Annotated in this window: 23 protein-coding genes; 7 read left to right on the top strand and 16 right to left on the bottom strand. The window is 70.7% G+C overall.

What is annotated here, in order from left to right:
* Window positions 1–11: 11 nt before the first annotated feature.
* Window positions 12–755, top strand: a complete 744-nt coding sequence (locus ACGFRG_RS02935) for a hypothetical protein (RefSeq protein ID WP_393260701.1) — start codon at window positions 12–14, stop codon at window positions 753–755.
* Between the two features lie 6 nt (window positions 756–761).
* Entirely contained in the window at window positions 762–2,147 is a 1,386-nt protein-coding gene (locus ACGFRG_RS02940; protein ID WP_361417562.1) for a hypothetical protein, read from the top strand.
* A 51-nt stretch (window positions 2,148–2,198) separates the two neighbouring features.
* Here the strand turns inward: ACGFRG_RS02940 and ACGFRG_RS02945 are convergent, their stop codons facing one another.
* The 7 genes from ACGFRG_RS02945 to ACGFRG_RS02975 form a co-directional block, all read right to left on the bottom strand.
* The gene (locus ACGFRG_RS02945) at window positions 2,199–3,269 is read right to left on the bottom strand and encodes a M14 family metallopeptidase (protein ID WP_361417565.1); all 1,071 of its coding nucleotides are present in this window, start codon (window positions 3,267–3,269) and stop codon (window positions 2,199–2,201) included.
* A gap of 40 nt (window positions 3,270–3,309) precedes the next feature.
* On the bottom strand, window positions 3,310–3,720 hold the full coding sequence (locus ACGFRG_RS02950) for a hypothetical protein (protein ID WP_393260705.1): 411 nt from the start codon (window positions 3,718–3,720) through the stop codon (window positions 3,310–3,312).
* A gap of 43 nt (window positions 3,721–3,763) precedes the next feature.
* The gene (locus ACGFRG_RS02955; RefSeq protein WP_393260708.1) at window positions 3,764–4,507 is read right to left on the bottom strand and encodes a TetR/AcrR family transcriptional regulator; all 744 of its coding nucleotides are present in this window, start codon (window positions 4,505–4,507) and stop codon (window positions 3,764–3,766) included.
* A 147-nt stretch (window positions 4,508–4,654) separates the two neighbouring features.
* On the bottom strand, window positions 4,655–5,524 hold the full coding sequence (locus ACGFRG_RS02960) for a class II glutamine amidotransferase (RefSeq protein ID WP_393260711.1): 870 nt from the start codon (window positions 5,522–5,524) through the stop codon (window positions 4,655–4,657).
* 42 nt (window positions 5,525–5,566) lie between these two features.
* Window positions 5,567–7,927, bottom strand: a complete 2,361-nt coding sequence (locus tag ACGFRG_RS02965) for a phosphoketolase (protein WP_393260833.1) — start codon at window positions 7,925–7,927, stop codon at window positions 5,567–5,569.
* A 261-nt stretch (window positions 7,928–8,188) separates the two neighbouring features.
* Window positions 8,189–9,574: a S53 family peptidase gene (locus tag ACGFRG_RS02970; protein WP_361417577.1), complete on the bottom strand. Its 1,386-nt coding sequence runs from the start codon at window positions 9,572–9,574 to the stop codon at window positions 8,189–8,191.
* 265 nt (window positions 9,575–9,839) lie between these two features.
* Entirely contained in the window at window positions 9,840–10,625 is a 786-nt protein-coding gene (locus ACGFRG_RS02975; RefSeq protein ID WP_393260714.1) for an SDR family NAD(P)-dependent oxidoreductase, read from the bottom strand.
* 128 nt (window positions 10,626–10,753) lie between these two features.
* On the opposite strand from ACGFRG_RS02975, the gene ACGFRG_RS02980 reads away from it, so the two are divergent.
* Together ACGFRG_RS02980 and ACGFRG_RS02985 are read left to right on the top strand one after the other, a co-directional pair.
* A complete protein-coding gene (locus ACGFRG_RS02980) occupies window positions 10,754–11,386 on the top strand; it encodes a TetR/AcrR family transcriptional regulator (RefSeq protein WP_393260716.1) in 633 nt (210 codons plus the stop codon).
* A 155-nt stretch (window positions 11,387–11,541) separates the two neighbouring features.
* On the top strand, window positions 11,542–12,600 hold the full coding sequence (locus ACGFRG_RS02985) for a radical SAM protein (protein ID WP_393260718.1): 1,059 nt from the start codon (window positions 11,542–11,544) through the stop codon (window positions 12,598–12,600).
* A 484-nt stretch (window positions 12,601–13,084) separates the two neighbouring features.
* Here the strand turns inward: ACGFRG_RS02985 and ACGFRG_RS02990 are convergent, their stop codons facing one another.
* Both ACGFRG_RS02990 and ACGFRG_RS02995 read right to left on the bottom strand, forming a co-directional pair.
* Window positions 13,085–13,447, bottom strand: coding sequence for an STAS domain-containing protein (locus tag ACGFRG_RS02990; RefSeq protein ID WP_361417589.1), 363 nt, complete (start codon window positions 13,445–13,447; stop codon window positions 13,085–13,087).
* A gap of 238 nt (window positions 13,448–13,685) precedes the next feature.
* Window positions 13,686–14,342: a TetR/AcrR family transcriptional regulator gene (locus tag ACGFRG_RS02995; protein ID WP_393260720.1), complete on the bottom strand. Its 657-nt coding sequence runs from the start codon at window positions 14,340–14,342 to the stop codon at window positions 13,686–13,688.
* A 106-nt stretch (window positions 14,343–14,448) separates the two neighbouring features.
* On the opposite strand from ACGFRG_RS02995, the gene ACGFRG_RS03000 reads away from it, so the two are divergent.
* Window positions 14,449–15,579 carry an FAD-dependent oxidoreductase gene (locus ACGFRG_RS03000; protein WP_393260722.1) on the top strand — a complete coding sequence of 377 codons (1,131 nt, stop codon included), beginning with the start codon at window positions 14,449–14,451 and terminating at the stop codon, window positions 15,577–15,579.
* A gap of 70 nt (window positions 15,580–15,649) precedes the next feature.
* Here the strand turns inward: ACGFRG_RS03000 and ACGFRG_RS03005 are convergent, their stop codons facing one another.
* The 4 genes from ACGFRG_RS03005 to ACGFRG_RS03020 form a co-directional block, all read right to left on the bottom strand.
* Window positions 15,650–16,174 carry a hypothetical protein gene (locus ACGFRG_RS03005; RefSeq protein WP_361417598.1) on the bottom strand — a complete coding sequence of 175 codons (525 nt, stop codon included), beginning with the start codon at window positions 16,172–16,174 and terminating at the stop codon, window positions 15,650–15,652.
* A 121-nt stretch (window positions 16,175–16,295) separates the two neighbouring features.
* Window positions 16,296–18,455, bottom strand: coding sequence for a xanthine dehydrogenase family protein molybdopterin-binding subunit (locus ACGFRG_RS03010; RefSeq protein WP_393260724.1), 2,160 nt, complete (start codon window positions 18,453–18,455; stop codon window positions 16,296–16,298).
* On the bottom strand, window positions 18,452–19,444 hold the full coding sequence (locus tag ACGFRG_RS03015; RefSeq protein WP_393260726.1) for an FAD binding domain-containing protein: 993 nt from the start codon (window positions 19,442–19,444) through the stop codon (window positions 18,452–18,454). The genes ACGFRG_RS03010 and ACGFRG_RS03015 overlap by 4 nt, the downstream gene beginning before the upstream one ends.
* Window positions 19,441–20,031, bottom strand: a complete 591-nt coding sequence (locus ACGFRG_RS03020; RefSeq protein WP_361417607.1) for a 2Fe-2S iron-sulfur cluster-binding protein — start codon at window positions 20,029–20,031, stop codon at window positions 19,441–19,443. Before ACGFRG_RS03020 ends, ACGFRG_RS03015 begins: the two co-directional genes overlap by 4 nt.
* A 323-nt stretch (window positions 20,032–20,354) precedes the next feature.
* Between ACGFRG_RS03020 and ACGFRG_RS03025 the strand changes: the two genes are divergently transcribed.
* Together ACGFRG_RS03025 and ACGFRG_RS03030 are read left to right on the top strand one after the other, a co-directional pair.
* Window positions 20,355–21,284 (top strand): NADP-dependent oxidoreductase, encoded by a 930-nt coding sequence (locus ACGFRG_RS03025; RefSeq protein ID WP_393260836.1) that lies wholly within the window; start codon window positions 20,355–20,357, stop codon window positions 21,282–21,284.
* Window positions 21,285–21,629: 345 nt separating this feature from the next.
* Window positions 21,630–22,565, top strand: coding sequence for an AraC family transcriptional regulator (locus ACGFRG_RS03030; RefSeq protein WP_361417610.1), 936 nt, complete (start codon window positions 21,630–21,632; stop codon window positions 22,563–22,565).
* Between the two features lie 40 nt (window positions 22,566–22,605).
* Here ACGFRG_RS03030 and ACGFRG_RS03035 read toward each other — a convergent pair whose 3' ends face one another.
* The 3 genes from ACGFRG_RS03035 to ACGFRG_RS03045 form a co-directional block, all read right to left on the bottom strand.
* A complete protein-coding gene (locus tag ACGFRG_RS03035) occupies window positions 22,606–23,715 on the bottom strand; it encodes an alpha/beta hydrolase-fold protein (RefSeq protein WP_361417613.1) in 1,110 nt (369 codons plus the stop codon).
* A 138-nt stretch (window positions 23,716–23,853) separates the two neighbouring features.
* Window positions 23,854–24,606, bottom strand: a complete 753-nt coding sequence (locus tag ACGFRG_RS03040) for a L,D-transpeptidase family protein (protein ID WP_393260729.1) — start codon at window positions 24,604–24,606, stop codon at window positions 23,854–23,856.
* 216 nt (window positions 24,607–24,822) lie between these two features.
* Complete coding sequence (locus ACGFRG_RS03045; RefSeq protein ID WP_393260731.1) at window positions 24,823–26,541, bottom strand: choice-of-anchor A family protein; 1,719 nt, start codon at window positions 26,539–26,541, stop codon at window positions 24,823–24,825.
* Between the last annotated feature and the right edge of the window lie 33 nt (window positions 26,542–26,574).

Below are 26,574 nucleotides of genomic sequence, written 5' to 3' on the forward strand. Positions count from 1 at the left end.
GGAGGATTGCCATGCCCGAGGATGTCACCGCACTCGTCCGCAAGGCCCCGCTGAGTTTTCTCGGTACGGTCGTCCGGCTCGGCAGCGCGCGGATGACGGCTGTGCCGGTCGACGACCGTACGGCCGTGGTCCAGGTAGACCAGGTGCTGCACGCGCCCGACGCCTTCAAACGGCTCGCGGGCACTGAGGTCACCGTTCAGCTCTCCAGCGAGGTGGACCCGCCGGCGGTCGGCGAGTCGGCCGCGTTCTTCATCCAGGGAATGGTCTACGGCGAAAGCCTCGCCGTGACAGAGGTGGGACGGCTGCCCGCCGACGCCGTCCAGGAACACGTCGCCCTCGCCGCCACCAGCGCCGACGCGATGCCGTTCGCCGCGCTGCAGCGCGACATCCGCGACGCGGACATGGTCACCCACGCCGATGACGCGGACGCCGTGGTGGTCGGCGTCGTGGTGAGCCTGGAGCAGGCGGACGGCTTCCGACCGTCCGAGCACTCCCCCGACTGGTGGCGTGCGCAACTGGACGTGGAACACGTGGAGCGGGGAGAGGTCTCCCCCGGGAGAATCGCCGTGCTCTACCCCAACAGCCTGGACTTCCGGTGGTACAAGGCACCGAAGCCGAAGGCCTCACAGGAGGGGATGTGGATCCTGCACGCGACGTCCGGCGACCTGAGCCGGCAGGCGCCGTTCCAGCTCCTCCACCCCGACGACTACCAGCCGGTGCAGAAGCTCGACGCACTGCAGGCGGCAAGGAGGTGAGCCCGTATGTCCACCCTCAAGGTCGTCAACATCACCCCTGTCGCCCTCAGCGGCGACACGAACCAGGACGCTGAGCCCAACCTCGCGGTCAACCCCGAGAAGCCCACCGAGATGGTCGCGACCGCGTTCACCCCCGACCCGATGGGAGGTCCGCTCGCCCCGGTCTACGTCTCGACCGACGGTGGGGACACCTGGGTGCTCAGAAGCATCGTGCCCGGCGGCGCCGACGGCATAGGCACCGGGGACATCTCGGTCAGCTTCGCGTCCCAGGGAGGCGCCCTGTACGCGGGCATCCTCAACGGCCAGGCCGCCGAGGCCAACATCCTGAGACTGCAGATTCTGCGCGCACCGAGCATCGCCTCGACCGCACCCATGGACATCCTCGTCTCGCGGGACGCGGAGGACCAGCCCTGGGTCGTGGCCGGGAGCGTCGGGGCCAACGGCGCCAGCCACGACCGTGTCTACGTCGGCAACAACAACACCGGGCCCAGCGAGAAGACCGCGACCGTGGACGTCTCCGGCAATGCCCGGACGGCTGCGGCACCGGCCGGGTTCGCGTCCGTTCCCATCGAGCGGCGCGGCACCGCCGGCCAGGACGGGCCACCGATCCGGATCGCCCTGCACCCCGGGGGAACGGTGTACGCCGCGTTCGAGAGCTGGCAGAACACCCAGGGCCCCAACGTCACCTTCGATGTCGTCGTCACCCGTGACGACAACGGCGGCGTCGGCGCCAAACCGTTCCAGGACCTCACGGACGCGGCCGACCACATCGTCGGCCAGCGGGTGGCGACCAAACGTTTCGTGAAGTTCAACGCCTCCATGGGCCAGGACCGCCTCGGCGGCGACCTCTCCATCGCGGTGGACCCGGCCGACGCGGGCAGCGTCTACATCGCCTGGTGCGACCGCGTGGGCGGGCTCACCGGGGTCGACTACACACTGCATGTGCGGCACTCGGCCGACCACGGGCAGACCTGGTCCGACGATGTACGCACCATCACCAACGCCAAGAACCCGGCGCTGGCGGTGAACTCCGACTCCCTGGTCGGACTGACCTACCAGCAGTTCACACAGGCGCAGTGGGTGACGGCACTGGAACTGACCGCCGACAGCTGGAAGACACCGGCGCAGCGGCAGGTGCTGCACCAGGCACCGGCCAACGTGCCCAAGACCCAGGGCCTGCCGTTCCTCGGCGACTACATGCGGCTGCTGTCGATCGGGAAGGACTTCTACGGAGTGTTCTCGGGGAACAACACCCCTGACAACGCCAACTTCCCGGCCGGTGTGACGTATCAGCGCCACGCCGACTTCGTGCACCACCAGTTGCTCGACCTCGACAACGTGACCCGCGTGCCGCCGTCGATCGACCCGTTCTTCTTCCACCGGGCCGCGTAGAGCCCATGATCGAGGCATCCACATCATCGGATGTGGGTGCCTCGACTTGGGCTATTCCTGAGTCGTCAGGCAGAACTGCACGAGCCCGGCGTCGACGTCCAGGATGATCCGCTCCATCTCCGTCCACGGTGGCTGGAAGCTCTTGCCCCACTCGACGGTGAACGCGAGCACCTTGCTCTTCGTCGAGTCGACGAAGTGGCGGGAGAAGGAGTAGTCGTCGCTGGTGCCACTGGTGGGGTACAGGTGGAAGCCGGACATCGGGGTGTACGTGCGGCCGCGTACGCCGTGCAGTGCCCGGCAGAACCGCTCCGCCAGCAGGACGGCGTTGTCGGCGTCCTCCTTCGGGATGTACTCCGCGTAGGCCACGTCTCCGGGGACGCCGCGTTTGCCGTCGAAGGCGGGGTTGCGGAAGTTCTTGTCCGGGTCGAGCGACTGGTTCTCGTCGTCGCCCCAGACGAAGAGGATGTCCTCGGAGTAGCTGTGCACATCGACGAACCAGCGGGTCCTCGGGAACTCGTCGAGCAGCCAGCGGACGTTACGTGTCTCGGGCTCGGAGAACGCGCTCGGGCCCTCGTACACCTGGGGGTCGCACGGGTCGGCCGAGACCTGCGGGCCCGCCGTCGGGGCGAAGGCGGTGGCGAAGTCGAAGAGGAAGTCGTAGTTGCGGTTGATGTCGACGCCGACGCAGTCGGGTCTGCCGCCCGAGTTCGCCGGGTTGCGGTTCTTGCGCCACATCGACTGGACGGTCTGGCTGTAGTGCCGGCCGTCGGGGTTGACGAGCGGGAAGACGACGACGTCCAGGTTGTCGAGGACGGTCCCCACCTGGGCGGAGGTGAAGGTCGTGCCTCCGTAGGCGAGGCCCGTGCCGGTGCTGTGTGCTTCCAGCAGGTCGGCCGCGAAGTGGATGAGTATTTCGCAGCTGCCCCATTCTCGGGCGTGCACGCCGCCGATGAGCACGACGCTGTCGTTCGTCCCGGCGGGGGCGGTGCCGATCCGCAGGGCGTGGCCCGCGCGGCCCTCGACGGAGGGTTCGGGCAGGTCGACGAGCTCGCATCGCCCCGGGAACGCGGTGGCGAGGCTGGCCACGGCGGACTCGACCTCGGTGATGTTGAGATACGACATGGTGTCCCTCCTGCGGTGCCGCGCGCTTGCAGCGGAGCGCTCAGGCGTCCTTCACCTTGAGGGCCAGTCCGCGCGGAACCGCGTCCGCCGAAGCGAACCGGTCTCCCACGCCGACCTCGGCCTGACGTGCGCGTCCGGTGGCCGTGGCGTTCTCCAGCGTCGTGACCACCACGCCCTCGCGTTCAAGGGCCTCGGCTTCGTCAGGGGATACGTAGGCGTCGACGCTGAAGCTGCCGTCCTCGCCCTTACGGGGGCGGCCTCCGACGTCGGGACGGGCCTCGCGCAGCAGGGTGCGCAGGGTTTCGGCGTCCTTGGCTGTCACACGGACACGGATGATCTCGTACGGAGCAGTGGACATGGCGGCCTCTTCCGGGCGCCCCGCATCGACGATGCCGACTCTCGCATCAGCTCGCACATCGGCGATGCCGACGGCGCGGGCGCTGACGTACACGTAGTTCGAATGTCTGCATATGCCCGATGTATACCTCGTATCTTCAGCGTGCGCTTCCGCCGTAGAACGAGTCAAGCGGGGCCTCGGGCATCCGGTTCAGCAGGCCGTCCAGGCCCGCGATCATCTCCTGCTCGTCGTCGTATTCGGTGAACAGCGGGACGAGCGCGCGGAGCCTCGGGTACTCGGCGGCGGGCAGCCGGTGCAGGCCCAGGCGCAGCATGGGGTCCGGCTCGTCGGGGTCGTCGACGACCTGGCGCTTGTCGACCAGGAGGCAGCCGAGGTTCCAGGCGACGACGGCGCGGTAGATCATCAACGCCGTGGCGTCGTCGAAACCGGCCCGGCCGAGGACGGCGAGGATGTGCTCGGTGAGCTGGAGCGCCGGGGCCGGGCGGCGGGAGACCGGCACGCTGAGCGGCCGGGTGGCCACCAGGGGCAGGATCTCGGGGTGGGCGTGGGCCACCACGGCGAAGGTGCGCACGATCCGCCGCAGCTCCGCGCGCCAGGCCCGGTCGGCGGGCTCGGCGTCCCGGTCGGTCCGGGACTCCTCGGCCGTGCTTCTCAGCCGCTCGTTGACCTCGGCGAAGAAGGCTTCCACCAGGCCGTCGACCAGGGCTTCCTTGCCGGGGAAGTACCGGTAGATGGCCATCGACTCCACGCCCAGGTCGGCGGCCAGGCGCCGCATGGTGAGCGCCGCGAGCCCGTCCCGGTCGACCAGCGAAACGGCCGCGGCGAGCACCAGCGGACGACTCAGCCGCCCCCTTTTCTCGGGGCCGCCCCGTTCAACCATGTCCGCACCCCTATCGCGTGCGTTCCGACACCGCCGGGCGTGCCCGGTCCGGTCGGGAGGATAGAAATAAGGATACAAGGTAAACAGGGTAAATACACTGTTCAATCACCTCATACCGGGCCACTGTGACAAGGCGCCGTCCCGGGCTCAGGCGGCCTTCTGCGATGCGGCCGCCTCGGGGCGCAGATCGGTCAGGTACAGGCGTTGGGACGGCGGGTCGGGCAGGACGATCCGGCGGTCCGGGTGGAGGCCGGGGCCCACATGGAACAGTTCACCGGGCTCCAGCAGGCGCCAGTCCGGGTGGTCGTCCATCCGCTCGCTGGCGATCACCACCGCGGGCGCCTCGGCGAGCTCGCGGGAGTGGACCCGCAGCCGCCCGCCGCTGCCGCTGTGGTCCAGGTGCCGGGTGCCGTGTTGGCCACCGGCCGCGCGCTGCAGCACATACAGCTCGTGCGTGTCGGGGTAGCGCAGGGCCCAGACCTCGTCCGGTGTGGTGAGGACGAGGTTGAGGGCGTAGACGGGCAGGTGGCCCGCGACCCAGCGGACCGCGTGCCCGATGCCCGCGGCGATGTCCGGGCCGTGTGCCCGGATCTCCCTGGTGATCAGGGCGAAGAGGCGTTCGGAGTCGGTGTCGCCGACGGCGAGGGCGCGGTCCGGGCCCAGGTGGGCGTCGAGCCGGTCCAGGCCCTCGACGACCCCGTTGTGCGCGAACAGCCGCCCGTCCTGGGCGAAGGGGTGGGTGTTGCGGACGTCCAGGCTGCCGGTGGAGGCGTAACGGATGTGCGCGAGGAACGTGGCGGAGCGGACCTGCCGGGCCTCTTCGGCGAAGGCGCGGTCCTCGAAGGCGGCGACGGGCTCCTTGTGCACCTGCGCCATGCCGTCGGCGTCGAAGAAGCCGAGCCCGGTCCCGTCGGGGTTGCGACGGCTCTGGTCACTGAGGCTGTCGGGGGCGTCCAGCAGCCAGAACGTGGCACGGGTGCGCCGTGGGGCGCTGGTCAGGGCGAACAGGCGGCACATGGTGTTCCTCCGTTCCCGGCGTGGGGCGGATCAGCCGTTCGATCAGCCGTTCCACGTCCAGTCGGCGACCTCGGGCAGATCGGTGCCGTGTTCGCGGATCCAGGCGTGGTGGCGGGTGCGGGCGTCGGCCATGCTCTGGCGGACCGCCGCCGCGCGGACGGCGAGCCGCGGCACCCGGTCGATGACGTCCATGACCAGGCGGTACCGGTCGAGGTCGTTGCGGACGACCATGTCGAAGGGCGTGGTCGTGGTGCCGGACTCCTTGTAGCCGCGTACATGGAGGTTGGCGTGGCCCGTGCGCCGGTACGCGAGGCGGTGGATCAGCCAGGGATACCCGTGGTAGGCGAAGACGACCGGACGGTCGCGGGTGAACAGCGCGTCGTACTCGAAGTCGGCCATGCCGTGCGGGTGTTCCTCGCGGGGCAGCAGCTTCGTCATGTCGACGACGTTGACGACCCGGACTACCAGGTCCGGCAGCTGGTGGCGGAGCAGTTCGGCCGCGGCGAGGACTTCCTGCGTGGGGATGTCCCCGGCGCAGGCGAGCACGACGTCCGGTTCGCGGGTGCCGTCCTCGGTGCCCGCCCACTCCCAGATGCCCGCGCCGCGCGCGCAGTGCACCCGGGCCTCGTCGAGCGGGAGCCAGTCGAAACCGGGCTGTTTGCCGGCGACGACGACGTTCACGTAGTCACGCGAGCGCAGCACATGGTCCGCCACGGACAGCAGCGTGTTGGCGTCCGGCGGCAGATAGACCCGTACGACGTCGGGGCTCTTGTTGAGTACGTGGTCGACGAAGCCGGGGTCCTGGTGCGAGAAGCCGTTGTGATCCTGGCGCCAGACGTGCGAGGTGAGCAGGTAGTTGAGGGAGGGGACCGGGGCGCGCCAGGGCAGTGTGCGCGCGGTCCGCAGCCACTTGATGTGCTGGCCGACCATCGAGTCCACGATGTGCGCGAACGCCTCGTACGAGGAGAACAGACCGTGCCGACCGGTCAGCAGATATCCCTCCAGCCAGCCCTGGCAGAGGTGTTCGGACAGGACCTCCATCACCCGGCCGTCGCGGGCCAGGTTCCGGTCGCTCTCCTCGGTCTCCGCCTGCCACGCCTTGCCGGTGACCTCGAAGAGCGCGCCCAGCCGGTTGGAGTCCGTCTCGTCGGGGCCGACCACACGGAAGTCGCGCCTCTCGGCCGTGTCGCTCATGATCTGCGCGAGCAGACCGCCGAGGACCCGGGTCGGCTCGTGCAGGGTGGCGCCCGGTTTGTCGACGGGCACCGCGAAGTGTTCCAGGGGCGGTACGGGCAGATCGCGGGTGAGCGTGCCGCCGTTGGCGTGCGGGTTCGCGCCCAGGCGCCGCTCGCCGTCCGGGACGCAGGCCAGCACCCGCGCGGTGGGACGGCCGCCGGCGTCGAAGAGCTCCTGCGGACGGTAGGAGCGCAGCCAGGTCTCCAACTGCCGCAGATGGTCCGGGTCTTCGCGTACGTGGGCGAGCGGCACCTGGTGGGAGCGCCAGCTTCCCTCGACGGGTTCGCCGTCGACCTCGGCCGGTCCGGTCCAGCCCTTGGGGGTGCGCAGCACGATCATCGGCCAGCGCGGGCGGGTGGTGGACCGTTTCGCCCGGGCGATGCGGTCCAGGGCCAAATCCATCGCCCGCGCCATCGCCCGGTGCACTTGCATCGGGTCGGAGCCCGTGACGTACAGCGGCTCATGGCCGTATCCGGTCAGCAGCGCGTCGAGTTCGGACGCGGGCAGCCGGGAGAGCACGGTCGGATTGGCGATCTTGTATCCATTGAGGTGCAGGATCGGCAGCACGGCGCCGTCGTGGAGCGGGTCGAGGAACTTGTTGGAGTGCCAGGACGCGGCGAGCGGTCCGGTCTCGGCCTCGCCGTCGCCGATCACACAGGCGACCAGGAGGCCCGGGTTGTCGAACGCGGCGCCGTACGCGTGCGCCAGTGAGTAGCCGAGCTCGCCGCCCTCGTGGATCGAGCCGGGTGTCTCGGGCGCCACATGGCTGGGCACGCCGCCGGGGAAGGAGAACTGCCGGAACAGCTTCGCCATGCCCGCCGCGTCCCGGCCGACGTCCGGGTAGATCCGCGCGTACGATCCGTCCAGCCAGGAGTTGGCGAGGACCGCCGGACCGCCATGGCCGGGGCCCCACACGCAGAGCGCGTCCAGGGAGCGCTCCTTGATCACCCGGTTCAGATGGGTGTGCACCAGGTTGAGGCCTGGCGAGGTGCCCCAGTGGCCGAGCAGGCGCGGCTTGATGTGGTCGGGCCGCAGCGGTTCGGTCAGGAGCGGGTTGTCGAGCAGATAGATCTGGCCCGCGGACAGGTAGTCCGCGGCCCGCCAGTGGGCGTCCAGGGAGCCCACGTCCAGCTCCTGGTCCGGTTCCTGCTCCCGGCCCAGGTCCAAGTCAGCCGGTCGGTCCTTCGTCACGGTGCCTCCCGCGTCGTGAGCCACACAGCGGAGCGATGGCTCATGGACGTCTGCGGGTTCCACCCGCAGGCTCCTTCAGTCGTACGGTCGACGGGGAGCGAAGGCCAGACTGTCGGCGGCCAATCCGGGTGCCGTCCCGTCCACACCGAGGACTGTCCGGGCGGCGCCGGAACGAGGCCGGTCCCTCCCCGGGCCTGAACGGCCGGGGAGGGACCGGTGTCGTTACCGGGCGGGACGTCAGTGGTGACGGCTCGCACGGACGAGGGCCGGGACGAAGCGCGCGGCGTCGATGGTGCCGATGCCGGTCGCCATGTCGTAGCCGTTCACCGCGGTGTAGCCGGTGACGCCCTTGTAGCTGTTGTTCGTACCGTCGTTGACGTCGACCAGACCGCTGGAGCGCTTGTAGCCGTCGTGCTTGTACAGGGCGTACAGCGCGTCCTGGATGTTGCCGAGCCGGTGGCCGGCGGCCTGGTCGGCGAGCGCGACGATGCCGGAGAACAGCGGGCTCGCCTCGCTGGTGCCGCCGGAGACGTCCCAGCCGACGGAGGTCGGGTCGTAGCTGGTGTAGATCCAGGCGCCGCCGTTGACCGCGGCCGCCATCGAGATGTCCGGGGTGGCACGGCGGTCGCCGACCACGGACCGGACGCCGTTCTGGTAGCCGGGGCGCTTGAAGACGTGCGACTGACCGCCGCCGCCCGCGCCGTTGTCGTTGTACACGCTGTCCGGCTTCAGGCGGTGGCCCAGGTCGTCGAGGTGCAGCTGGGTACCGCCGATCGAGGTGACCAGCGGGTCCGACGACGGCCAGGAGTTGACCGGCTTGGTGTAGTAGCCCTTGCCGTCCGCGGTGTTGTCCGTGGCGCCGCCGTCACCGGAGGAGGCGAGCACGGTGACACCGTGCTTGGCGGCGTCCTTGAACGCGTACCGCAGCTTCTGGATGCTGGAGAAGTCGCCCTTGTCGAAGCCCGGGAAGGTGTCCTCGGTGGCACCGAAGCTCTGGGTGATGACGTCGCCGACACCGCGGTCGATCATCGCCTTCTCGGCGTCCATCATCTCCGGCAGACCGGTGACGCCCTCGGTCTCGGCGACGGCCGTCTCGACGAGCACGATCTTCGCGTCGGGGGCCATCGCGTGCGCCATCTCGACGTCGAGGGTCGACTCGCCGGCCCAGCCGGTCATGTCGGGGTTCTTCGGGTCCCACTTGGGGACGTTGCCCCACTTGACCACGGAGACCTTGGTGCTCTTGATGCCGAACTGCTTGCTGTACACGTCCAGGTCGTGCTGGATCGTCGGCGAGCCGAAGGAGTCCACGATCACGATCGTGCGGCCCTTGCCGGTGATACCGGCCTGGTAGAGCGGGTTGAGGTTGTACGCCTGGCGGTACTGGAGCGGACCGTAGCAGGCTATCTTCCACTTGGTCTGGCACTGTTCCGTCGTGAGCGGGGTGCCCACCGCGCGGACCAGGTTGTGTCCGGCGATCGCCGGAACAGCCTTGGTGTGCGGGGTCGCGGCGTGTGCGGCGACGGCGGACCCGGGCAGCGGCGCGGTCAACGCCGCGGCGGTCGCCAGGGCGGTGGCCCCAAGTGCTGTGGCGGCGACGCGTGTCCGGGAACGGGCTCTGCGCATGAATGCTCCTTGTGTGGAGGGTTGCCGCCTTCGGCGGCTGCTGTGATCCCACCCGGAGGGTCATGCGCAGGACAAGTGCGTTTATCGCTCGATGCCGAACGTTTTACCTAACGAGCCATTCTTTGTTGGTTCGTGACCAGCCCATGGGCCACCAATTGGGCCTCTGATCCATGGTCAGGAGGGCCGCGATTCACAAATGGGGCGTATCGCGGCCCCTCGGGATCCGGTCACCCGGACACTCCCTTTACCTGCCCCGGCCACGTTGTCAGTAGTGCGTACCGCCGTCGATACGGATCTCCGTACCGGTGATGAACGCGCCGTCCGCCGACCCCAGCATGGCGACCACCCCGGCGACCGTCTCGGGGCCCGCGAAACCCTGACCGAGCGCGGGGGCCAGCTTCATGAAGAGGGACATATCCGCGTCCTGCGGCAGGCCCGGCCCCACGCTGGCCCGGCTGGCGCCACTGCCGTCGGTCATTCCCGACGAGATCGAGCCAGGCTGCACGGCGGTGAAGCGGATGCCCTGCCGGCCGTACTCGGCGGCGAGCGCGTGGGTCATGGACTGGATGCCGCCCTTGCTCGCCGCGTAGGCGGCCATGTACGGGTGGGCGAACGCGGCCGAGGTGGAGCTGAAGTTGACGACGGCCGGCCCGTCGCCTTCGAGGAGCGCCGGGATCGCCTCCCGGATCATCAGGAACGTGCCGGTGAGGTTCACCGCGACGATCTTGTTGAAGTCGGCGAGGCTCGTCTCGTGCGTGTGCGAGGAGCGCAGGATCCCGGCCGCGTTGACCAGTACGTCCAGGCCACCGAGGGCGGAGACGGCGGCGGCGACCCCGGCCCGTACGGACGTCTCGTCGCAGATGTCGAGGACCAGCGCGGTGAGCCGGTCCGCGTGCGCGCCCGCCTTCTCGACGGTGTCCTTGAGCCCGGCCTCGCTGACGTCGGCGGCGACGACCCGGCCACCCTCGGCCAGGATCCGCAGCACGGTGGCCTGGCCTATGCCGGAGCCACCGCCGGTGATCAGTGCGCGGCGGCCTGCGTAACGATCCATCTGTCCCTGCTCCCACTCGGTATCCGTCGATCTCCATGAACCTTCCCTTGCACGGTACGCCTAAGTGGCACGTTTTGCCACTATGACGATTCATGCATCATGGCTGTTGGGGGCCGTAAGCTTGGCGGGTGAGCACCCAGCAGCCCCTCTCCCTCACCGAGCGCCGCAAGGCGGCGACCCAGCTCGACATCGCCCGCGCGGCCGCCGAGCTCTTCGCCGCACACGGCCCCGACGCCACCACCGCCGAGGCCATCGCCCAGCGGGCGGGGGTCGCGCTGCGCACCTTCTACCGGTACTTCCGCTCCAAGCAGGACGCCGTCGGCCCGCTGCTCTCCAGCGGCGCCGAACGCTGGCGCTCCCTGCTGGCCGACGCCGACCCGGCGGCCCCGCTCGCCGACACCCTGGAGCGAGCCGTCACCGAAGCACTCGCCGTCCGGGACGAGGAGGCGGCCGAGCAACTGGACCGCACCCGTGGGCTGTTGCGGGCGGCCGCCTCGGACTCGGCGCTGCGGGCGGTGTGGTACAGGGTGAACCAGGACTCCGAGGAGCGCCTCGTCCCGGCCCTCACCCGACTGGCCGGACCGGAAGCGGACCCCCTGGAGGTACGGCTCGCGGCGGCAGCGGCGACCGACGCGATCCGGGTGGCTCTGGAAACCTGGTCCGAGACGGACGCCCCGACCTCGGGCCCCGCGTCCCCGGCCGCGCTGGCGGTGCGGTGTCTTCGTGAACTCACGGGCGGAATGCGGCTGTTGGGCCGCTGAGAGTCGCGTCGGGAGCGCCCGGGCGGATCGCGCCATCCCCAAAGTTGGGGATGGCGGGGGCTCCTGAGTGCCCCTAGCGTGATGTGGCGAGTTCTTGCACGGTCCTTGTACGGGGGATACGTACCGCCGCATCGGGCGGATGAGGGGAACATGCCTTGGCACACGCGATCGAGGTTGCCGACAGTCCGCAGGCGGTCATCTGGGACATCACATACGCCTGTCCGCTGCGCTGCACGCACTGCTACTCGGAGTCCGGCAGGCGGCCCTCACGGCAGGTGGGCCACGACGACATGCTCCGGATCGCCGACGCGATCATCTCGCTGCGACCGGACGTGATCACCCTCGCCGGCGGTGAACCGCTGCTGGTCAAGGGGATCTTCGAGATCGCGGACCGGCTGACGCAAGCGGGTGCCGGAGTCATTCTCTACACCGGCGGCTGGACGTTCCAGCCGTGGATGGTGGACGAGCTGGCCCGCGTGTGCCACCGGGTCGTGGTGAGCCTCGACGGCCCGACGCCCGAGATCCACGACCGGATACGCGGCCGGGTCGGCTCCTACGCGCGGGCCATGGACGCGCTCACGCTGCTCGACGCCGGCGCGCGCCGCCAGCGCGAACAGGGCCGCCGCCCCGTCGAGTTCGGCATCGACTGCGTCGTGGTGCGCAGCAACGCGACGCGCCTGGACGAGTTCTGCACGGACATCGCGCCGCGTTTCCCGGAGTTGTCGACGATCGACTTCGGCGCCGCGATCCCGTCCGGGCTCGGCAGCCGGGCCGGATACGTCGAGCACGAACTGCTCTCCGACGAGCAGGTCGCCTGGCTCGCGAGCGGCGAACACCACCGGCATCTCCAGTCGCTCGCGCCCTCCACCGTACGCATCCACACCACCAGCAACGTCGAGTTGCAGATGAACCCCGCCCAGGTGCGACGCGGGCTCGACTTCCAGGCGATCCAGGTCGAGCCGGACGGCCAGGTGCGGGCCATGCTCATCTACGAGGGCACCGTCGGCAGCCTCCTGGAGGAACCGGCGGACGTGCTGTGGCGCCGCGCGGTGGCACGCTGGACCGACCCGTTCATCACCGAGGCGCTGTCCGACGCGGGCACGATGCGGGGCTGGGCCGAAGCGGTCCGCCGCATCGACTACCACTTCGGTTCGGACGCGGTCCGCGCCCGGATCGACCGCCGCCCGGTGTTCCCGGCGCCGACCAAGGGCTGAGGCGGTGCGCGGTACGCCCTCAGTGCGTACGTCCACCGGCTCGGCCCCACCGACTCGTCGCCGCCACAGCCGTCGGCGACGCTCCCCGCGATGGCAGTGAGGAGGTGAATCCCATGGCATACCCGCCGCCTCGGCCCCGTTGCGACTCCCCCGAGTAGTACCGGCGCGCCTGCACGGACCGATGAGCATTGAGCAAGAGGCAGGCCACTGCACCGAGCCACCGCCCCGGCGAACCGCGGGCGCGGGCGATGTCAGTGGCCTGCCGTAAGGTCCCGGGACAGCACGCCGGTCGACCGTGTCATGGCGATATTCATGTGCCAGAACGACCCCGGTATGTGCGAGGAGTCTCGGCGACAACGACCCCGGCGATGTGCTGGGGCAACTCGGTGGCGAGCCCGACTGGCTTCAGCACGTGGCAGTGCTGACCCGGCGCGGACGCGCACGTTCATGGCCGGTTTGGAGCCACCGAACGCTCACCCTCCCCCTACGCGGCGGCGATCTCCGTCAGGCTCGGCGGGAGGTCGTCGACCGAGGTGAAGACGGTGTCCAGACGGACGATGCGCAGCACCTGCCACACCCGGGGAACCGCCCGCACCAGGCGCAACGTGCCGCCATGGCGGGCCACTTCGTCCCGTACGGTCAGCAGCAGCCGGATGCCGCTGGCGTCCAGGAACGTCACCGGGCGCAGGTCCAGCACCACGTCGAGGGCGTCCCGGGGGGTGAGCTCACGTAGGCTCGCGGCGCACTCGTGGTACGCCAGGATGTCCAACTCGCCGCGCAGTTCGATGATGAGGGTCCCGCCGACCGTGCGACTCCGCACGGAGAAGGCGAGTTCGTCTGTGCTCACGTAGAGCCTGCCTGTTCTCCCCAAGACACTGTCGTGCCGTGACGCACCCGGCACCCGAATTTATTACTCTCCGTGACATCGGCGAGGCACGGAGAGGAACCGATTTCGCAAAGCTCCTGCTAGTCGTGATGCCCACCTCGCCGACGCCTCTCACCTCCGTGACAGTGCGTAATTCAGCCGGATTTCAAGTAGGGGATTCGGGCCGATATCGTCGAACTTCCGCCCCCGGAGCGGGAGTTCAGGCCCGCCCCTCGTGGCGCAGCACTCCCTCCAGGGTGGCCTGGATCGCCGGAGTGAGCGTCTCGGCGACCTGTTCCCGCGTCAGCGCCACGACCGCCGGAAGCCGCAGCAGATACCGGGTCAGCGCGAGCCCGAGCAGTTGGGCCGCCACCAGGCCGCCGCCCCGGACCACCACATCGGGCCCGAGGGCGCCCGCCAGGGCGGGCGCGACCTGGGAGGCGAAGATCTGGTGCAGGCGTTCGGCGGCCCCCTCGTTGGTCACGGCCGAGCGGAGCAGCACGAGGAGCGCGTCGTCGGACGGGTCCCCCTCCCATCGGTCGAGGAAGTGCCTCACCATCACCTCGGCGACCGCCTTCGGCTCGACCTCGGTGAGCACGGGCAGCCGCAGGTCGATCGTGAGGGCGGCGTCGAAGAGCTGTTCCTTGTTGCCGAAGTAGCGCATCACCATCGACGGGTCGATCCCGGCGTCGGCCGCGACCGCCCGGATGGTGGTGCGCTCGTACCCCTGCGCCGCGAACCGGTCCCGCGCGGCGCGGAGGATGGCGGCCCGAGTGACCTCGGACGACCGCCGCGCGGACGGCGCGCCGTCCGCCGTCGCACTGCCCGTCGCCGCACTGTCCTTCGCGGCGCTGTTCGCCATGGCACTGTTCGTCATACCAACAACTGTAGGCCAACAAGTGTTGACACGCCATCGTCCGGGGTCCATCGTTGTCAACAAGCGTTGGCCAACACACGTTGGCACACCAGAAGGGGGCTCCACCATGACTGGTACCGCACTCCCGGGGACCACGCACGTCGCCATCGTCGGCGCCGGGCCGACCGGCCTGGCCCTGGCGCTCACCCTGGCGCAGTCGGGCATCGACTTCGTCCTCCTCGACCGCCTCGCCGAGGGCGCCAACACCTCCCGTGCCGGAGTGGTGCACGCCCGCACCCTGGAGGTCCTGGAAGAGCTCGGCGCCGCCGACGCGCTGATCGCCCGGGGGCTGCGGCTGACCCGCTTCACCGTGCGCGACGGCGCCCACCACCTGCTCACCATCCCCTTCGACGGCCTCGCGACGCGATACCCGTACACCCTGCTGACACCGCAGTACGAGACCGAGGCCGTCCTGCTGGCCCGGCTGCGCGAGCTGGGCGGCGACGTCCACCGCCCGTACGAGGTCAGTGCCGTCGAGCAGGACGCGGACGGAGTCACCGTCACCATGAGCACCGGTGAGCGGCTTCGGGCCGCGTACGCGGTCGGCGCGGACGGGATGCACAGCGTGGTCCGCGACGCGGCGGGCATCGGCTTCACCGGCGGTTCCTACGGCGAGTCCTTCGTGCTCGCGGACGTCGCCATGAAGTGGGCTCCCGGACCCGAGGAGGTGTCCCTGGTCTTCGGCACCGCCGGGCTCTTCGTGGTCGCCCCGCTGCCGGGCGAGCGCTACCGGGTGGTCACCACCGTCGACGAGGCACCGGCCGAGCCCGACCTCGCCTTCGTTCAGCGCCTGCTCGACGAGCGCGCCCCCGGCCAGGCCCAGGTGACCGATCTCGTGTGGTCATCCCGCTTCCGGGTCCACCACCGGGTCGCCGACCACTACCGGGCCGGCCGTCTCCTGCTCGCGGGCGACGCCGCCCACGTGCACAGCCCGGCCGGCGGCCAGGGCATGAACACCGGCATCCAGGACGCCCACTTCCTCGGCCGCGCCTTCGCCACCGGCACGCTGGACGAGTACGAGGCACGCCGGCGCCCGGTCGCCGAGCAGGTGGTCGCCTTCACCGACCGGATGACCCGGATCTCCACCGCCACCGGACCGCTGCGGGCCCTGCGCAACACCGTTCTCCCCGTGCTCGGCCGCGTCCCCGCGTTCCGCCGCAACCTGGCCACCAACCTCGCCGAGCTCAACTACCGGTGAACCCGGAGCACCCGGGGCGCCCCGGGCCCGGGGCGGCTGCGCTCCCGCCCCGGGCCCGGCCATGGCGTGACTACTGGGCGGTACGGGCGGCGGCCTCGGCGGCGCGCAGCGCGTCGATCGTCTTGCGCAGCTCTGCCACGGTGTCCGCCGGAACATGCCGGGTCGTCCCGGCGTGGTCGTCCGCACCCGGCACGGGAAGCGGGGGCAACTTGATATCGGGGATCCCGAGGAGGCCGCCGACCAGACCCTGGAGGGTGTTCAGCAACCCCGTCACGATCGACAGCAGCCCACCCACACCCCCTCCTCCTCCGTCGTCGACGGCCGCCGACGACGACGGCGCGGTGCTCGGCGAAACCGATGGGCTCGGTGCCTTCGGCGGAGCAACCGGATCCTTCACCGTCGACGCGGGCATCGACGGCATCGCGGGCATGGCCGGCATCGACGGGACCGCCGCCGCGGGCTGCGCCGCGGGCGTGGGCGGGGCCGTGACCGGGCGCGGGGTGTCCGGACCGGGAAGCGCGACGGCGGCGGCCGAGGCGACCGAGGTCAGACTGAGAGCTGCGGCCAGGGCGGCAGCGGTCCATGTGGCACGCATCAGAGATGGTTCTCCTGTTCGATAGGTCGATTGATCGACGAGGGAGATCAGGGAGACGGGACACGACACCGCTCTCCTTGGTCCACACCGTGCGGCACGACCACCACCTCAGCCACCGCTCCTACGCCGAATGCGTAGCGTCACCCCCCGCCTTTGCCGAGGGATCACCTTCGGCACCCGCCGCCAGGACCCGGTCGGGCCGGATCGGCAGGTGGCGGTGGCGTACACCCGTGGCGTGCCACACCGCGTTGGCGATGGCCGCTGCGGATCCCACCACGCCGATCTCGCCGATGCCCTTGATCCCGACGGGGTCGTCCGGATCGGGATCGTCCACCCAGTCCGCCTCGATCAGCGGGACGTCGGCGTTGGCCGCGATGTGGTAGCCCGCGAGGTCCGGGGAGACATGGCCGCCCGACGCCGGGTCCCGGACCGCCTCCTCGTGCAGGGCCATGGAGATGCCCCAGGTCATGCCGCCGATGAACTGGCTGCGTGCGGTGAGGGGGTTGACGATCCGGCCCGCCGCGAAGATGCCCAGCATGCGCCGTACGCGTACCTCGCCGGTGGTGATGTCCACGGCGACCTCGGCGAACTGGGCGCCGAACGAGTGGCGCTCCTTCTTCGCCAGCGCGCCGACCAGCTCGGCGGTGTCCGACCGCGCGGTGATCCCCTCGGGCGGGATCGATCCTCCGGGGACCAGCCGTTCGCGCAGCTCGCGCGCCCCCGCCATGACCGCCCAGGCCCACGAGCGGGTGCCCGCCGAGCCACCGGCGACCCACGCGGGGCCGAAGTCGCTGTCCCCGATGCGTACTTGGACCCGGTCCGGCGTGACCTCAAGGGCGTCCGCGGCAACCAGGGCCAGCGCGGTCCGCGCGCCGGTGCCGACGTCGGCCGCGCTGATCCGCACCGTGAAGGTGCCGTCCGCCTCCGCCGTCAGGGACGCAGTGGAAGGCAGGACACCGGACGGGTAGGTGGACGCGGCCGTGCCGGTGCCGAGCAGCCAGCGCCCGTCGCGCCGCACGCCGGGGCGCGGATCGCGGTCCGCCCAGCCGAACCTGCGGGCACCTTCGCGCAGGCAGCCGAGCACCTTGCGGGTGCTGAACGGCAGCCCGCTGACGGGCCCCACGACCGGTTCGTTGCGGGCGCGCAGTTCGATCGGGTCCAGACCGCACTTCTCGGCGAGTTCGTCGAGCGCGGACTCGACGGCGAAGGAGCCGGGCGCCTCGCCGGGCGCGCGCATCCAGGTCGGTGTCGGCACGTCGAGCGCCACCACCCGGTGCACGGTGCGATGCGCCTCGGCGTCGTACATCACCCGCCCCACCCCGGCGCTGTACTCCACGAACTCCGCCACGGTGGAGGTGAGGTTCTGGGCCTCGTGCTCGAAGGCGCGCAGCCGTCCGTCGGCGTCGGCGCCGAGCCTGACGTGGTGTGCGGTGGGGCTGCGGTAGCCGATGAGCGAGAACGTCTGACGGCGAGTCAGAACAACCCGGACGGGCCGGTGCAGCACGGTCGCGGCCATCACCGCGCACACCTGGTGCGGGCGCACCCCCTTGGCCCCGAAGGCGCCGCCGATGTGCTCGGACCGTACGCGCACGGAGGCCGCGTCAAGGGAGAACAGCCTGGCGAGGTCGTCCGCCACCCACTTGCTGCCCTGGTTGGAGTCGAAGACCTCCAGCCGCCCGCCGTCCCACCGGGCCGTGGCAGCGTGCGGCTCCATCGCGCTGTGATGCTCCTCCGGCGTCGTGTACCGCGCGTCCACCCGCACCGCGCAGGCGGCCAGTGAGCCCTCGACGTCGCCCTTCTCGGCGGTGGCCTCCGGGGTCTGCGGTGTGTACGTACCGGGGCGTCCGGCGTGGAACGCCACGTCGTGCGGCTCCTCCTCGTACCGCACGACCAGCGCCTCGGCGGCCTCCCGGGCCTGCTCGGAGGTCTCGGCGACGACCAGCGCCACCGGCCAGCCGAGGTAGGGGACGCGGTCGTGCTGGAAGACCCCGACGACGGGGTCGGGGCGGCCGAGCAGACCCGCGAAGTCGGCGGCGATACGGGGCGCGTTGGCATGGTGCAGCACGGTGAGGACGCCGGGCATCGCGAGGACCGGGTCGGCCTCCACCGCGCGGATGCGGCCGCGGGCCACGGTGGACAACACCAGCCAGCCATGGGCGAGTTCGGCGAACGGCACCTCGGCCGCGTAACGGGCGGCTCCGGTGACCTTGTCCACGCCCTCCAGACGTGTGCGGGCGGTGCCCACGGCCCCGGTGACGGCGGTTCCGGTCACGGTGGTCATCGGCCGGCCTCCTCGGTGAGCTCGGTCAGTACGGCCACCACGAGATTGCGCATCAAGGTCACCTTGTATCCGTTGTCGGGCAGCGGCTCGGCTGCTGCCAGCTCGGCGTCGGCCGCGGCCGCGAACGTCTCGGCGCCCGCCGGTCCGCCGATCAGCGCCCGCTCGGCCGTCCGGGCCCGCCACGGGCGTGAGGCGACCGCCCCGAAGGCGAGTCGTACGTCGTGCACCCGGCCGTCCCGTACCTCCAGCGCGGCGGCGACCGCGCCGATCGCGAACGCGTACGACGCCCGCTCGCGCACCTTGCGGTAGCGGGAGTGGGCGGCGAGCGGGGCGGGCGGCAGGGTGACCCCGGTGATCAGCGCGCCGAGCGGGAGCGCGCTCTCCAGGTGCGGGGTGGCGCCGACGGGCGGATACAAGGCGTCCAGCGGCACCTCGCCGGGCCCGTCCGCCGTCTCGTACGACACGACCGCGTCGAACGCGGCGAGCGCCACCCCCATGTCGGAGGGGTGCACCGCCACACAGTGCTCGGAGGCGCCGAGGATCGCGTGGTTGCGGTGCTCCCCCGCCACGGCCGCGCAACCACTGCCGGGGACACGCTTGTTGCAGGGGCGGGAGAGGTCGGTGAAGTAGCCGCAGCGGGTGCGCTGGAGCAGGTTCCCGCCGACGGTGGCCATGTTGCGCAGCTGCCCGGAGGCCCCGGCCAGCACGGCCTGTGCCAGCGCGGGATAGCGGCAGCGGACCCGCGGGTCGGCGGCGAGATCACTGTTGGTGACGGTCGCGCCGATGCACAACGAGCCGTCGTCCGTCTCCTCGATCCGGTCGAGCGGCAGGTCCCGTACGTCGACGAGGAGCCCCGGGCGTTCCACCCCCGCCTTCATCAGATCGACGAGGTTGGTGCCGCCCCCGAGGAAGCGCGCGTCGGGCTCTCCGGCGAGCAGCGCGACCGCGCCGGGTACGTCGACGGCGCGCCGATAGCCGAACTCCCTCATGCCGACGCCTCCTCACCGACGACCCGCGCCGCAGCATGGACGCCGGGTGGGTTCGCTTCGCTCTCGGCCGCCGCCCGTGCGACGGCCTGGACGATCGACACGTACGCACCGCAGCGGCACAGATTGCCGCTCATGCGCTCCCTGATCTCCTCGGCGCTCAGCGGCACCGTCGCCGCCTCCGGGCTCAGGTCGGCGGTCACGGCGCTCGGCCAGCCCGCGGCATGCTCCTCGATCACCGCGAGCGCCGAACAGATCTGGCCCGGTGTGCAGTAGCCGCACTGGAACCCGTCGAGGTCGAGAAACGCCTGCTGCACCGGATGCAGCCGGTCGCCGTCCGCGACTCCCTCGATCGTGGTGATCTCGCGCCCCTCGGCGGCGACCGCCAACTGCAGACAGGAGACGGCCCGGCGCCCGTCGATCAGTACGGTGCAGGCCCCGCACTGGCCTTGGTCGCACCCCTTCTTCGTCCCGGTGAGATCCAGGCGCTCGCGCAGGGCGTCGAGCAGTGTGGTGCGGTGATCGACGGACAGGGTGTGCTTCTCGCCGTTGATGTGCAGGGTGACAGGGCTGGACGTCGACAAAACCATGATCCGCCTTCTTTCCCTCGGATACCCGTGGTACAGCTCCGCGCACGCCGAACAGTACCTCGCCAACATCCTTTCCCAGCTGACCATTTGGCTCCGTCGTGCGACTCCCCGTCCTACGGAGCGTCGGTACCGCGCGGCGTCCCGCACCTCCCCCGCCCGCACATCCGGCGAGACGCTCGGACATCCTCCGGAGACAGAGAGATATTCATCGGCTCGTTCGATCTTCCTAGGCTGAAGGACATGAGGAACCGGCCCGGATCAACGGGCCGGTCCAACCGGAAGCCCCCCAAGACCCCCAAGAAAGAAGCTCTCTCATGTCTTCGATGCGCGCAGTCGTCCAGAAGTCCTTCGGTGGCCCCGAGGTCCTGGAGACCGTCGAGACCGAGCGCCCCACCCCGCTCAGCGGTGAGGTCCTGATCCGCGTCCACGCGAGCGGCGTCAACCCCGTGGACGTGGCCGTGCGTTCGGGTGCGTTCCCGCTGCTCGGCGAGCCGCCGTTCGGTGTCGGCTGGGACATCTCCGGCGTCGTCGAGCAGGCCGGTCCGGGCGCCCGTTTCAAGCCGGGCGACGAGGTGTACGGCATGCCGTTCTTCCCGCGCGCCGCCACCGGCTACGCCGAGTACGTGGCCGTCCCCTCGCGGCAGGTGGCCCGCAAGCCCGCCACCATCGACCACACCCACGCCGCCGCCGTCCCGCTCGCCGCGCTCACCGCCTGGCAGGGCCTGGTCGACGCGGCCCGGATCGGCGAGGGGCAGCGGGTGCTGATCCACCGCGCGGCCGGTGGCGTCGGCCACTTCGCCGTCCAGATCGCCAAGGCCCGGGGCGCCCATGTCATCGCCCTGGCCGGCGAGCCCAAGCACGACTTCCTGCGCGAACTGGGCGCCGACGAGGTCATCGACTACCGGACCACCGACCTCACCGAGGCGGTGCGCGACCTCGACGTCGTCTTCGACTCCTCCTCGCAGGGCACCGCTTCCCTGAAGATACTGCGGCCCGGCGGCACCCTCGTCACCATCATGGAGCACGCGAACCAGGAGCTCGCCGCCCAGGTCGAAGCCGCCGGACGGCGCTTCGCGGGCGTCTCCGTCGAGCCCGACTACGCCTCCCTGGAGGCCATCGCCGCGCTCATCGACGCGGGCGCCATCCGCCCGCACGTCAGCGAGACGTTCCCGCTCGGCAACGCCGCCAAGGCCCATGAGCTGGTCGGATCCGGCCGGGTCCAGGGCAAGGTCGTCCTGACTGTCGCCGAGTGACGGCCGGTGAGGCCCTAGGGCCTGTCCGGTGGATCTGGCCGCCTTCGGTCTGGGCCGCCGTTTCGGTGCTGGTGAGCGGGGGTGTGGTGCTTCCCCAAGCTCTCAACTTCGTTCGAGCAGGGGAGACCCCAATGCTGCAAGGCGGAGGAGGGCGGCGACGCGTGGGGGTGCCCCTTGGTCGAGCGGAGCCGAGAGCTTGGGGGAGTCGGCAACCGACGACAACGCCGCAGATGGGCGTGCCACACCCCCACGTCCCAGGCAAGATCCACCGGACAGGCCCTAGGGTGGATCCACTGGCGAGACCGCAGGTGGGGTGGCGCGGGGCATGGGGAGAGAGGGCGGGCGTTGGACATCCTGACCGAGGCACTGAGTTCGATGCGGACGGGGCAGCCCGCTTCCGTGCGCACCGAGGGCCGCGCTCCCTGGGGACTGCGCCTCCCCCCGGTCATGGGCGCCGGCTTCCATGTGGTGCTGTACGGAACGTGCTGGCTGATCCCGCTGGACAACGCGCCCGGCACCGAGCCGATCGCCCTCAGTGCCGGCGACGTGATCTTCCTGCGGGACGGTCGCGGCCACATCCTCGCCGACCACCCCAGCACCCCGGCCGAGGTGGAGCGCCCCGGCCAGTACCGGCCGAGCACGCCGATCGGCACGGTGACCCTCGGCGGCGACGGCCCGCGCACCAGCCTGCTGTGCGGCAACTACCACCTGGACCAGGGCCGTCCGCATCCGCTGGTCCGACAGCTGCCCGAGATCATCCACCTGCCCACCCGGCACGGGCGGCACCCGGAGCTGAGCGCGGCGGTCCAGCTCCTCGGCTCGGAGCTGGAGAACCCGCGCATCGGATCGACGGGCATCGTCCCGGCACTCATCGACTCGCTGCTCCTGTACATCCTGCGTGCCTGGTTCGAGGACCAGCCGCCCGCGGCCGCCGCGGGCTGGGCTGCCGCGCTCGGCGACTTCGCCGTCGCGCCGGCGCTGGCCGCCATCCACGAGAAACCGTCGACCCCGTGGACGGTCGAGGCACTGGCCGACCGGGCGGGCCTGTCCCGCGCGGCGTTCGCCCGCCGCTTCACCGCACTCGTGGGCGAACCGCCCATGGCCTATCTGACCCGGTGGCGCATGACGACCGCCGCCAGGCTGCTGCGCGAGTCCGAGTCCCCGCTGACCGCGGTCGCCGCGCAGACCGGCTACAGCTCCGAGTACGCCTTCGCCAAGGCGTTCAAGCGGGAGTACGGCGAGGCCCCCGGCGGCTACCGCCGGGCGGCCCGCGCCGCTTGAGTCCCGCCCGGACGGCCGCCCAACCGCCCGGCGGCCGCGCTCAGTTCGCGCTGAGCCGGCTGCTCAGCCAGTCGAGGGCGGGCGGGATCTCCCGGCGCCAGGTGTTGAAGTTGTGCCCTCCGGTCTCCAGGGTGATCGAGGAGACCCGGGCGGGGGCCTTCACCTTCGCGATGAACTTCTGCGTCGCCCCGTAGTTGCCCTCGCCCTTCTTGGACGTGGTGACCAGGAACGACGAGTTGCCCTGCTTCAGATGGTCCAGGCTCCACAGCAGGTCCGCCCGGTGCTCCTCGCGCTTGTTGCCGTGGAAGAGGTCACCGGAGTCCATGTCGATCTCGGGCTTGTAGTCGGCCGACAGGCCCACCGAGGCCGCGTACTTCTCCGGGTGGTGCAGGGCCACCGCCAGCGCGCAGTAGCCTCCGGTGGAGTCGCCGATGAATCCCCAGTTGCGCGGCTTGGTGCCGACCCGGTAGTTGGCGGAGATCGCCCGCGGCAGATCGGCGGCGAAGAACGTCTCGGTCTGCGGGCCGTGCGGGATGTCGATGCACTGCGTGTTGCGCGGCGGCACCACGGTCGGCCGCATCATCACCAGGATCATCGGCTGCATCTTGTTCTCCTTGGCCTGCATCCAGGCCGTCTTCGGATAACGCAGCCCCTTGAGCAGGTTCTCGGCGGTGCCCGGGAACCCGGTCAGCACCACCGACACGGGGAACTTCTTGCCCTCGTACGCCTTCTGGAAGTACTCCGGCGGCAGATACACATAGGCCGGGCTGGCGATCCGGGACTTCTCGCCGTGCACCATGACCTTCTGGATCTCTCCGCCCAAGTGGGGTGTTCCGCCACCCGGGACGTCGACCTTCTGCTTGGCGATGAGCTTCACGTCCGGGCCGGCGGCCTGGTTGCCCATGACCCCGACGCCGTCCTGGTGACCGAGGAGATCCGCCCACGAGCCGTAGAACAGGAAGGTGTTGTTGGCGATGAGGCCCACCGAGGCGAACACCAGGAGCTGAACCGACAGGATCAGCCCCACCCTTCCCAAAATGGCCCGCCAGGTGTTCCGTGCCAGGTTCGGCCACAGCCAGACGGTGACCGCGAACAGCACCATCGCGCCGAACACGGCCAGAGCCAGAACCTTGCCGCTCGTGAGACCCATGAAATCAGTGACGCTCTCTGCCAGTTGTTCACCCGGGCACCCCGGCCCGGGGGCAGCACCACGCAGGGGTGTGCACCGGTATAGATAAGCATCCGCGAGGATCCGTTCCACCACCGGGCCCTCTCTGGCCCCGCGCAGTCAGCGATGCGCGGCGGATGCGCTGCGCACGGTCCCGGTGGCCGGCTTCTGACCCCAGATGAAGACGGCGTCGCCGATCTCGATGGTGTTCCAGAGCCGCTGGGCATCGCTCAGCCGGAGGTTGATGCAGCCCGCCGACCCGCCGCCGTTGAAGAGGTCGCCGTACACCCCGTGGAAGGCCTGGCCGCCCGAGAAGTACTGGGCGTACGGCATGGGCGCGTTGTCGTAGAGCTCGGAGTGGTCGTCGATGCGGCGCTCGGTGATCTCGTGCCATCCGTCGCGGGTCTGCTGCCCCCAGCGGCCGCTGCGGACCGCGACCGCCGGATAGATCACCCGGCCGTCGCGCTGCACCCACAGGAGCTGCCGCTCCAGATCGACGCAGACGATCCGGTCCTCGCGCCGGGGACACTTCCCGGCTTTGTTGGGGGCGCGGTGCTCCTCGATCACCAAGGTCGTACGGTACGTGGCCAGGCTCGCGTAGCCGTCGGCCGGGACGATGCCGTTGTGCGCCTGGAAGGTGCGGATCGCCGCGCAGTCGGCGGGCGACTGACGGCCGTCGGCGGGGAGCTTCAGATACTGCTCCAGCTGCCACTGATACGGGCCGGTGTCCGCCGTGCACGCGGGCTCGGGCGGCGCCGAGGCCGGTGTCGAGGGCGCGGCCGACGCCGACTCGGCGGTCAGGCCGATCGCCAGGGCGGCGAAAAGGCCGAGGGAGATCGTCTGGCGAAGGCGGCTGCGTATGAGCGTGATCATCACGTGCTCCGGGTCGCTGGATGCGGCGACAGCGTCCAGGCACCGGCGCCCTGGCGCCATTCGAGCACGGCAGGGCACCTGTCGCCGGGTGCCCGGGGCCATCCGGGTGGCGGTATGCCCGTACAACGGATCACGAGGACGGCGGACGGCCCCGGTCCGTACACGCTGTGCGCGTACGGACCGGGGCCGCCATGAACCGATACGAGCCGGGCCGGGTCAGCGACGCGGGCCGCCCTTGCCCTTCCCCTTGTCCGGCTCGCCGCGCTTGTTGGTGAGCCGCAGCTCGATGCCCTCGGGCCCGTTCTCGGCGGTGAGGACATACGGACCCGCGACGGGTTCACCGGGCAGCACATACCCCTCGGGCACCGCGACTTCCCGGACGTAGTACGTACCGAGGTCGAGCCCGTCGAAGTCGCACCTTCCCATGTCGTTCGTCGCGCACGCGGGGCCGGTCCTGGTGTCGGCGCCGGGGCCGGACGTCTGCAGGCCCGGACGCCCGTTGGTCTCCCGCCACAGCTCGAACACCGCGCCCGGCAGCGGCCGGTGGGTCGTGTCGTCCGTCTTGAGGACGTGGATGGCGCCGTGGACCGGCGGGACCGGGGCGTCCTCGACGGTGACGGCGACGCCCCGCTCGGCGTTGTCGGCGGTCAGCTGGTGCGGGCCCGACACATTGGGCCGGGGCAGCTCATAGCCGTTCGGCGCCTTCGTCTCCTGCCAGTAGTACGAGCCCAGCGGCAGATCGGCGGCCCGGCACACCCCGTCCGCGCCCGAGGTGCAGGCGCTGCCGACCGCCGTGTCCGGTGTGGCCCCGCCGGTTTGCAACCCCGCCTCGCCGTTCGACTCCCGCCACAGCTGGAACACCGCACCCGGCAGCGGCCGGCCGGTGTCGGTCGCCTTCTTGGTCACGCTGATGTGGCCGAGGACGGGCGGCGGCTCGTCGCACGTCGGCAGGTCCCCGTCGAACGGGTAGTTGTGCAGTTCATAGCCGCCCGAGCCCTCCTGGACCAGGTTCCCCGCCAGGTAGACCCGGCCGTTCATGCCCGGGGTGGAGATCGTGGTGGTGCCGGACGGGTTTCCCGCCATCATCGAGCCCTGGAACTGCGCGCCGCCGGTGATCCTCGCCGTGGTCGAGGTGGGGAAGTTCCACATCAACTTCGGCCGCAGCCCGGTGAGTTGATCGCCCGCCAGGCCCGTACCGGTGTACGTGTTGATGAGCGGGGAGGCCGAGAGCATGTTCACGATCACGGTCGCGCCCGCCGGGATGCCCGTGAAGGTCAGGCCCACCTGGCTCGTCGGCCCGCCGAGGTCACCGGGGACGTTGAACACCTGGCGCTTGCTGGTGCCGTCGCCCTTGAACGTGACGGTACCGAAGGCCGAGGTGACCGTTCCGGTGGCGGTCTGCTCGGCCATGCAGTGCGAGAACCGCTCGATGACCGGCCGCAGCCCGGCGTACTTGGCGCCCGCGTCGCTGTCGTGGATCGCCTTGCCGGTCGGGGCGATACTGATCGTCCCGGTGGCGGTCGTGCCGTACCGAAGATTGCCCCATGCGGTGGTCTTCGAGTCGGAGCCGCCGAGGTAGAGCGTGTTGCCGGCCGCGACCGAGACGCCCTTGCCGACCGTGACGAAGTCCGTGCCGTCCGGCGGAACCACCCGCGAGCCCACCCCGACGACGCTCATGTTGAACGCGCCGCCGCCGTTCTTGGCGATGCTCAGACTGCCGAGCGTGACGACCTGGCCCTCCACCTCGGCGGCCCGGCCCTGCACCTGGTAGTCGCCGCCGACGAAGACGTTGATCGAGGCGTCCCTCCCGACGAAGTCACCGTTGTGCGGTGGGGGGTACACGCCCGGACACTGCGGGCCCGAACAGGCACCCAGGGGCGGGGGCAGCGGAACGGCGGCACCGGGCCAGGCCGCCACCAGCGGCGTACCGGCCACGGCCGTCACCACCGCAAGCCGTACCAGCAGGCC

Origin of the sequence: Streptomyces sp. NPDC048696, assembly GCF_043198895.1 — a bacterium.
In the GTDB taxonomy this organism is placed as follows: Bacteria; Actinomycetota; Actinomycetes; order Streptomycetales; family Streptomycetaceae; genus Streptomyces.

Excerpts from the sequence above, each read along its gene's own strand:
- ACGFRG_RS02935 (WP_393260701.1), top strand. The coding sequence starts at position 12 with ATGCCCGAGGATGTCACCGCACTCGTCCGCAAGGCCCCGCTGAGTTTT.
- ACGFRG_RS02940 (WP_361417562.1), top strand. The coding sequence starts at position 762 with ATGTCCACCCTCAAGGTCGTCAACATCACCCCTGTCGCCCTCAGCGGC.
- ACGFRG_RS02945 (WP_361417565.1), bottom strand. The coding sequence starts at position 3,269 with ATGTCGTATCTCAACATCACCGAGGTCGAGTCCGCCGTGGCCAGCCTC.
- ACGFRG_RS02955 (WP_393260708.1), bottom strand. The coding sequence starts at position 4,507 with ATGGTTGAACGGGGCGGCCCCGAGAAAAGGGGGCGGCTGAGTCGTCCG.
- ACGFRG_RS02960 (WP_393260711.1), bottom strand. The coding sequence starts at position 5,524 with ATGTGCCGCCTGTTCGCCCTGACCAGCGCCCCACGGCGCACCCGTGCC.
- ACGFRG_RS02970 (WP_361417577.1), bottom strand. The coding sequence starts at position 9,574 with ATGCGCAGAGCCCGTTCCCGGACACGCGTCGCCGCCACAGCACTTGGG.
- ACGFRG_RS02975 (WP_393260714.1), bottom strand. The coding sequence starts at position 10,625 with ATGGATCGTTACGCAGGCCGCCGCGCACTGATCACCGGCGGTGGCTCC.
- ACGFRG_RS02995 (WP_393260720.1), bottom strand. The coding sequence starts at position 14,342 with ATGACGAACAGTGCCATGGCGAACAGCGCCGCGAAGGACAGTGCGGCG.
- ACGFRG_RS03000 (WP_393260722.1), top strand. The coding sequence starts at position 14,449 with ATGACTGGTACCGCACTCCCGGGGACCACGCACGTCGCCATCGTCGGC.
- ACGFRG_RS03005 (WP_361417598.1), bottom strand. The coding sequence starts at position 16,174 with ATGCGTGCCACATGGACCGCTGCCGCCCTGGCCGCAGCTCTCAGTCTG.
- ACGFRG_RS03010 (WP_393260724.1), bottom strand. The coding sequence starts at position 18,455 with ATGACCACCGTGACCGGAACCGCCGTCACCGGGGCCGTGGGCACCGCC.
- ACGFRG_RS03015 (WP_393260726.1), bottom strand. The coding sequence starts at position 19,444 with ATGAGGGAGTTCGGCTATCGGCGCGCCGTCGACGTACCCGGCGCGGTC.
- ACGFRG_RS03020 (WP_361417607.1), bottom strand. The coding sequence starts at position 20,031 with ATGGTTTTGTCGACGTCCAGCCCTGTCACCCTGCACATCAACGGCGAG.
- ACGFRG_RS03025 (WP_393260836.1), top strand. The coding sequence starts at position 20,355 with ATGCGCGCAGTCGTCCAGAAGTCCTTCGGTGGCCCCGAGGTCCTGGAG.
- ACGFRG_RS03035 (WP_361417613.1), bottom strand. The coding sequence starts at position 23,715 with ATGGGTCTCACGAGCGGCAAGGTTCTGGCTCTGGCCGTGTTCGGCGCG.
- ACGFRG_RS03040 (WP_393260729.1), bottom strand. The coding sequence starts at position 24,606 with ATGATCACGCTCATACGCAGCCGCCTTCGCCAGACGATCTCCCTCGGC.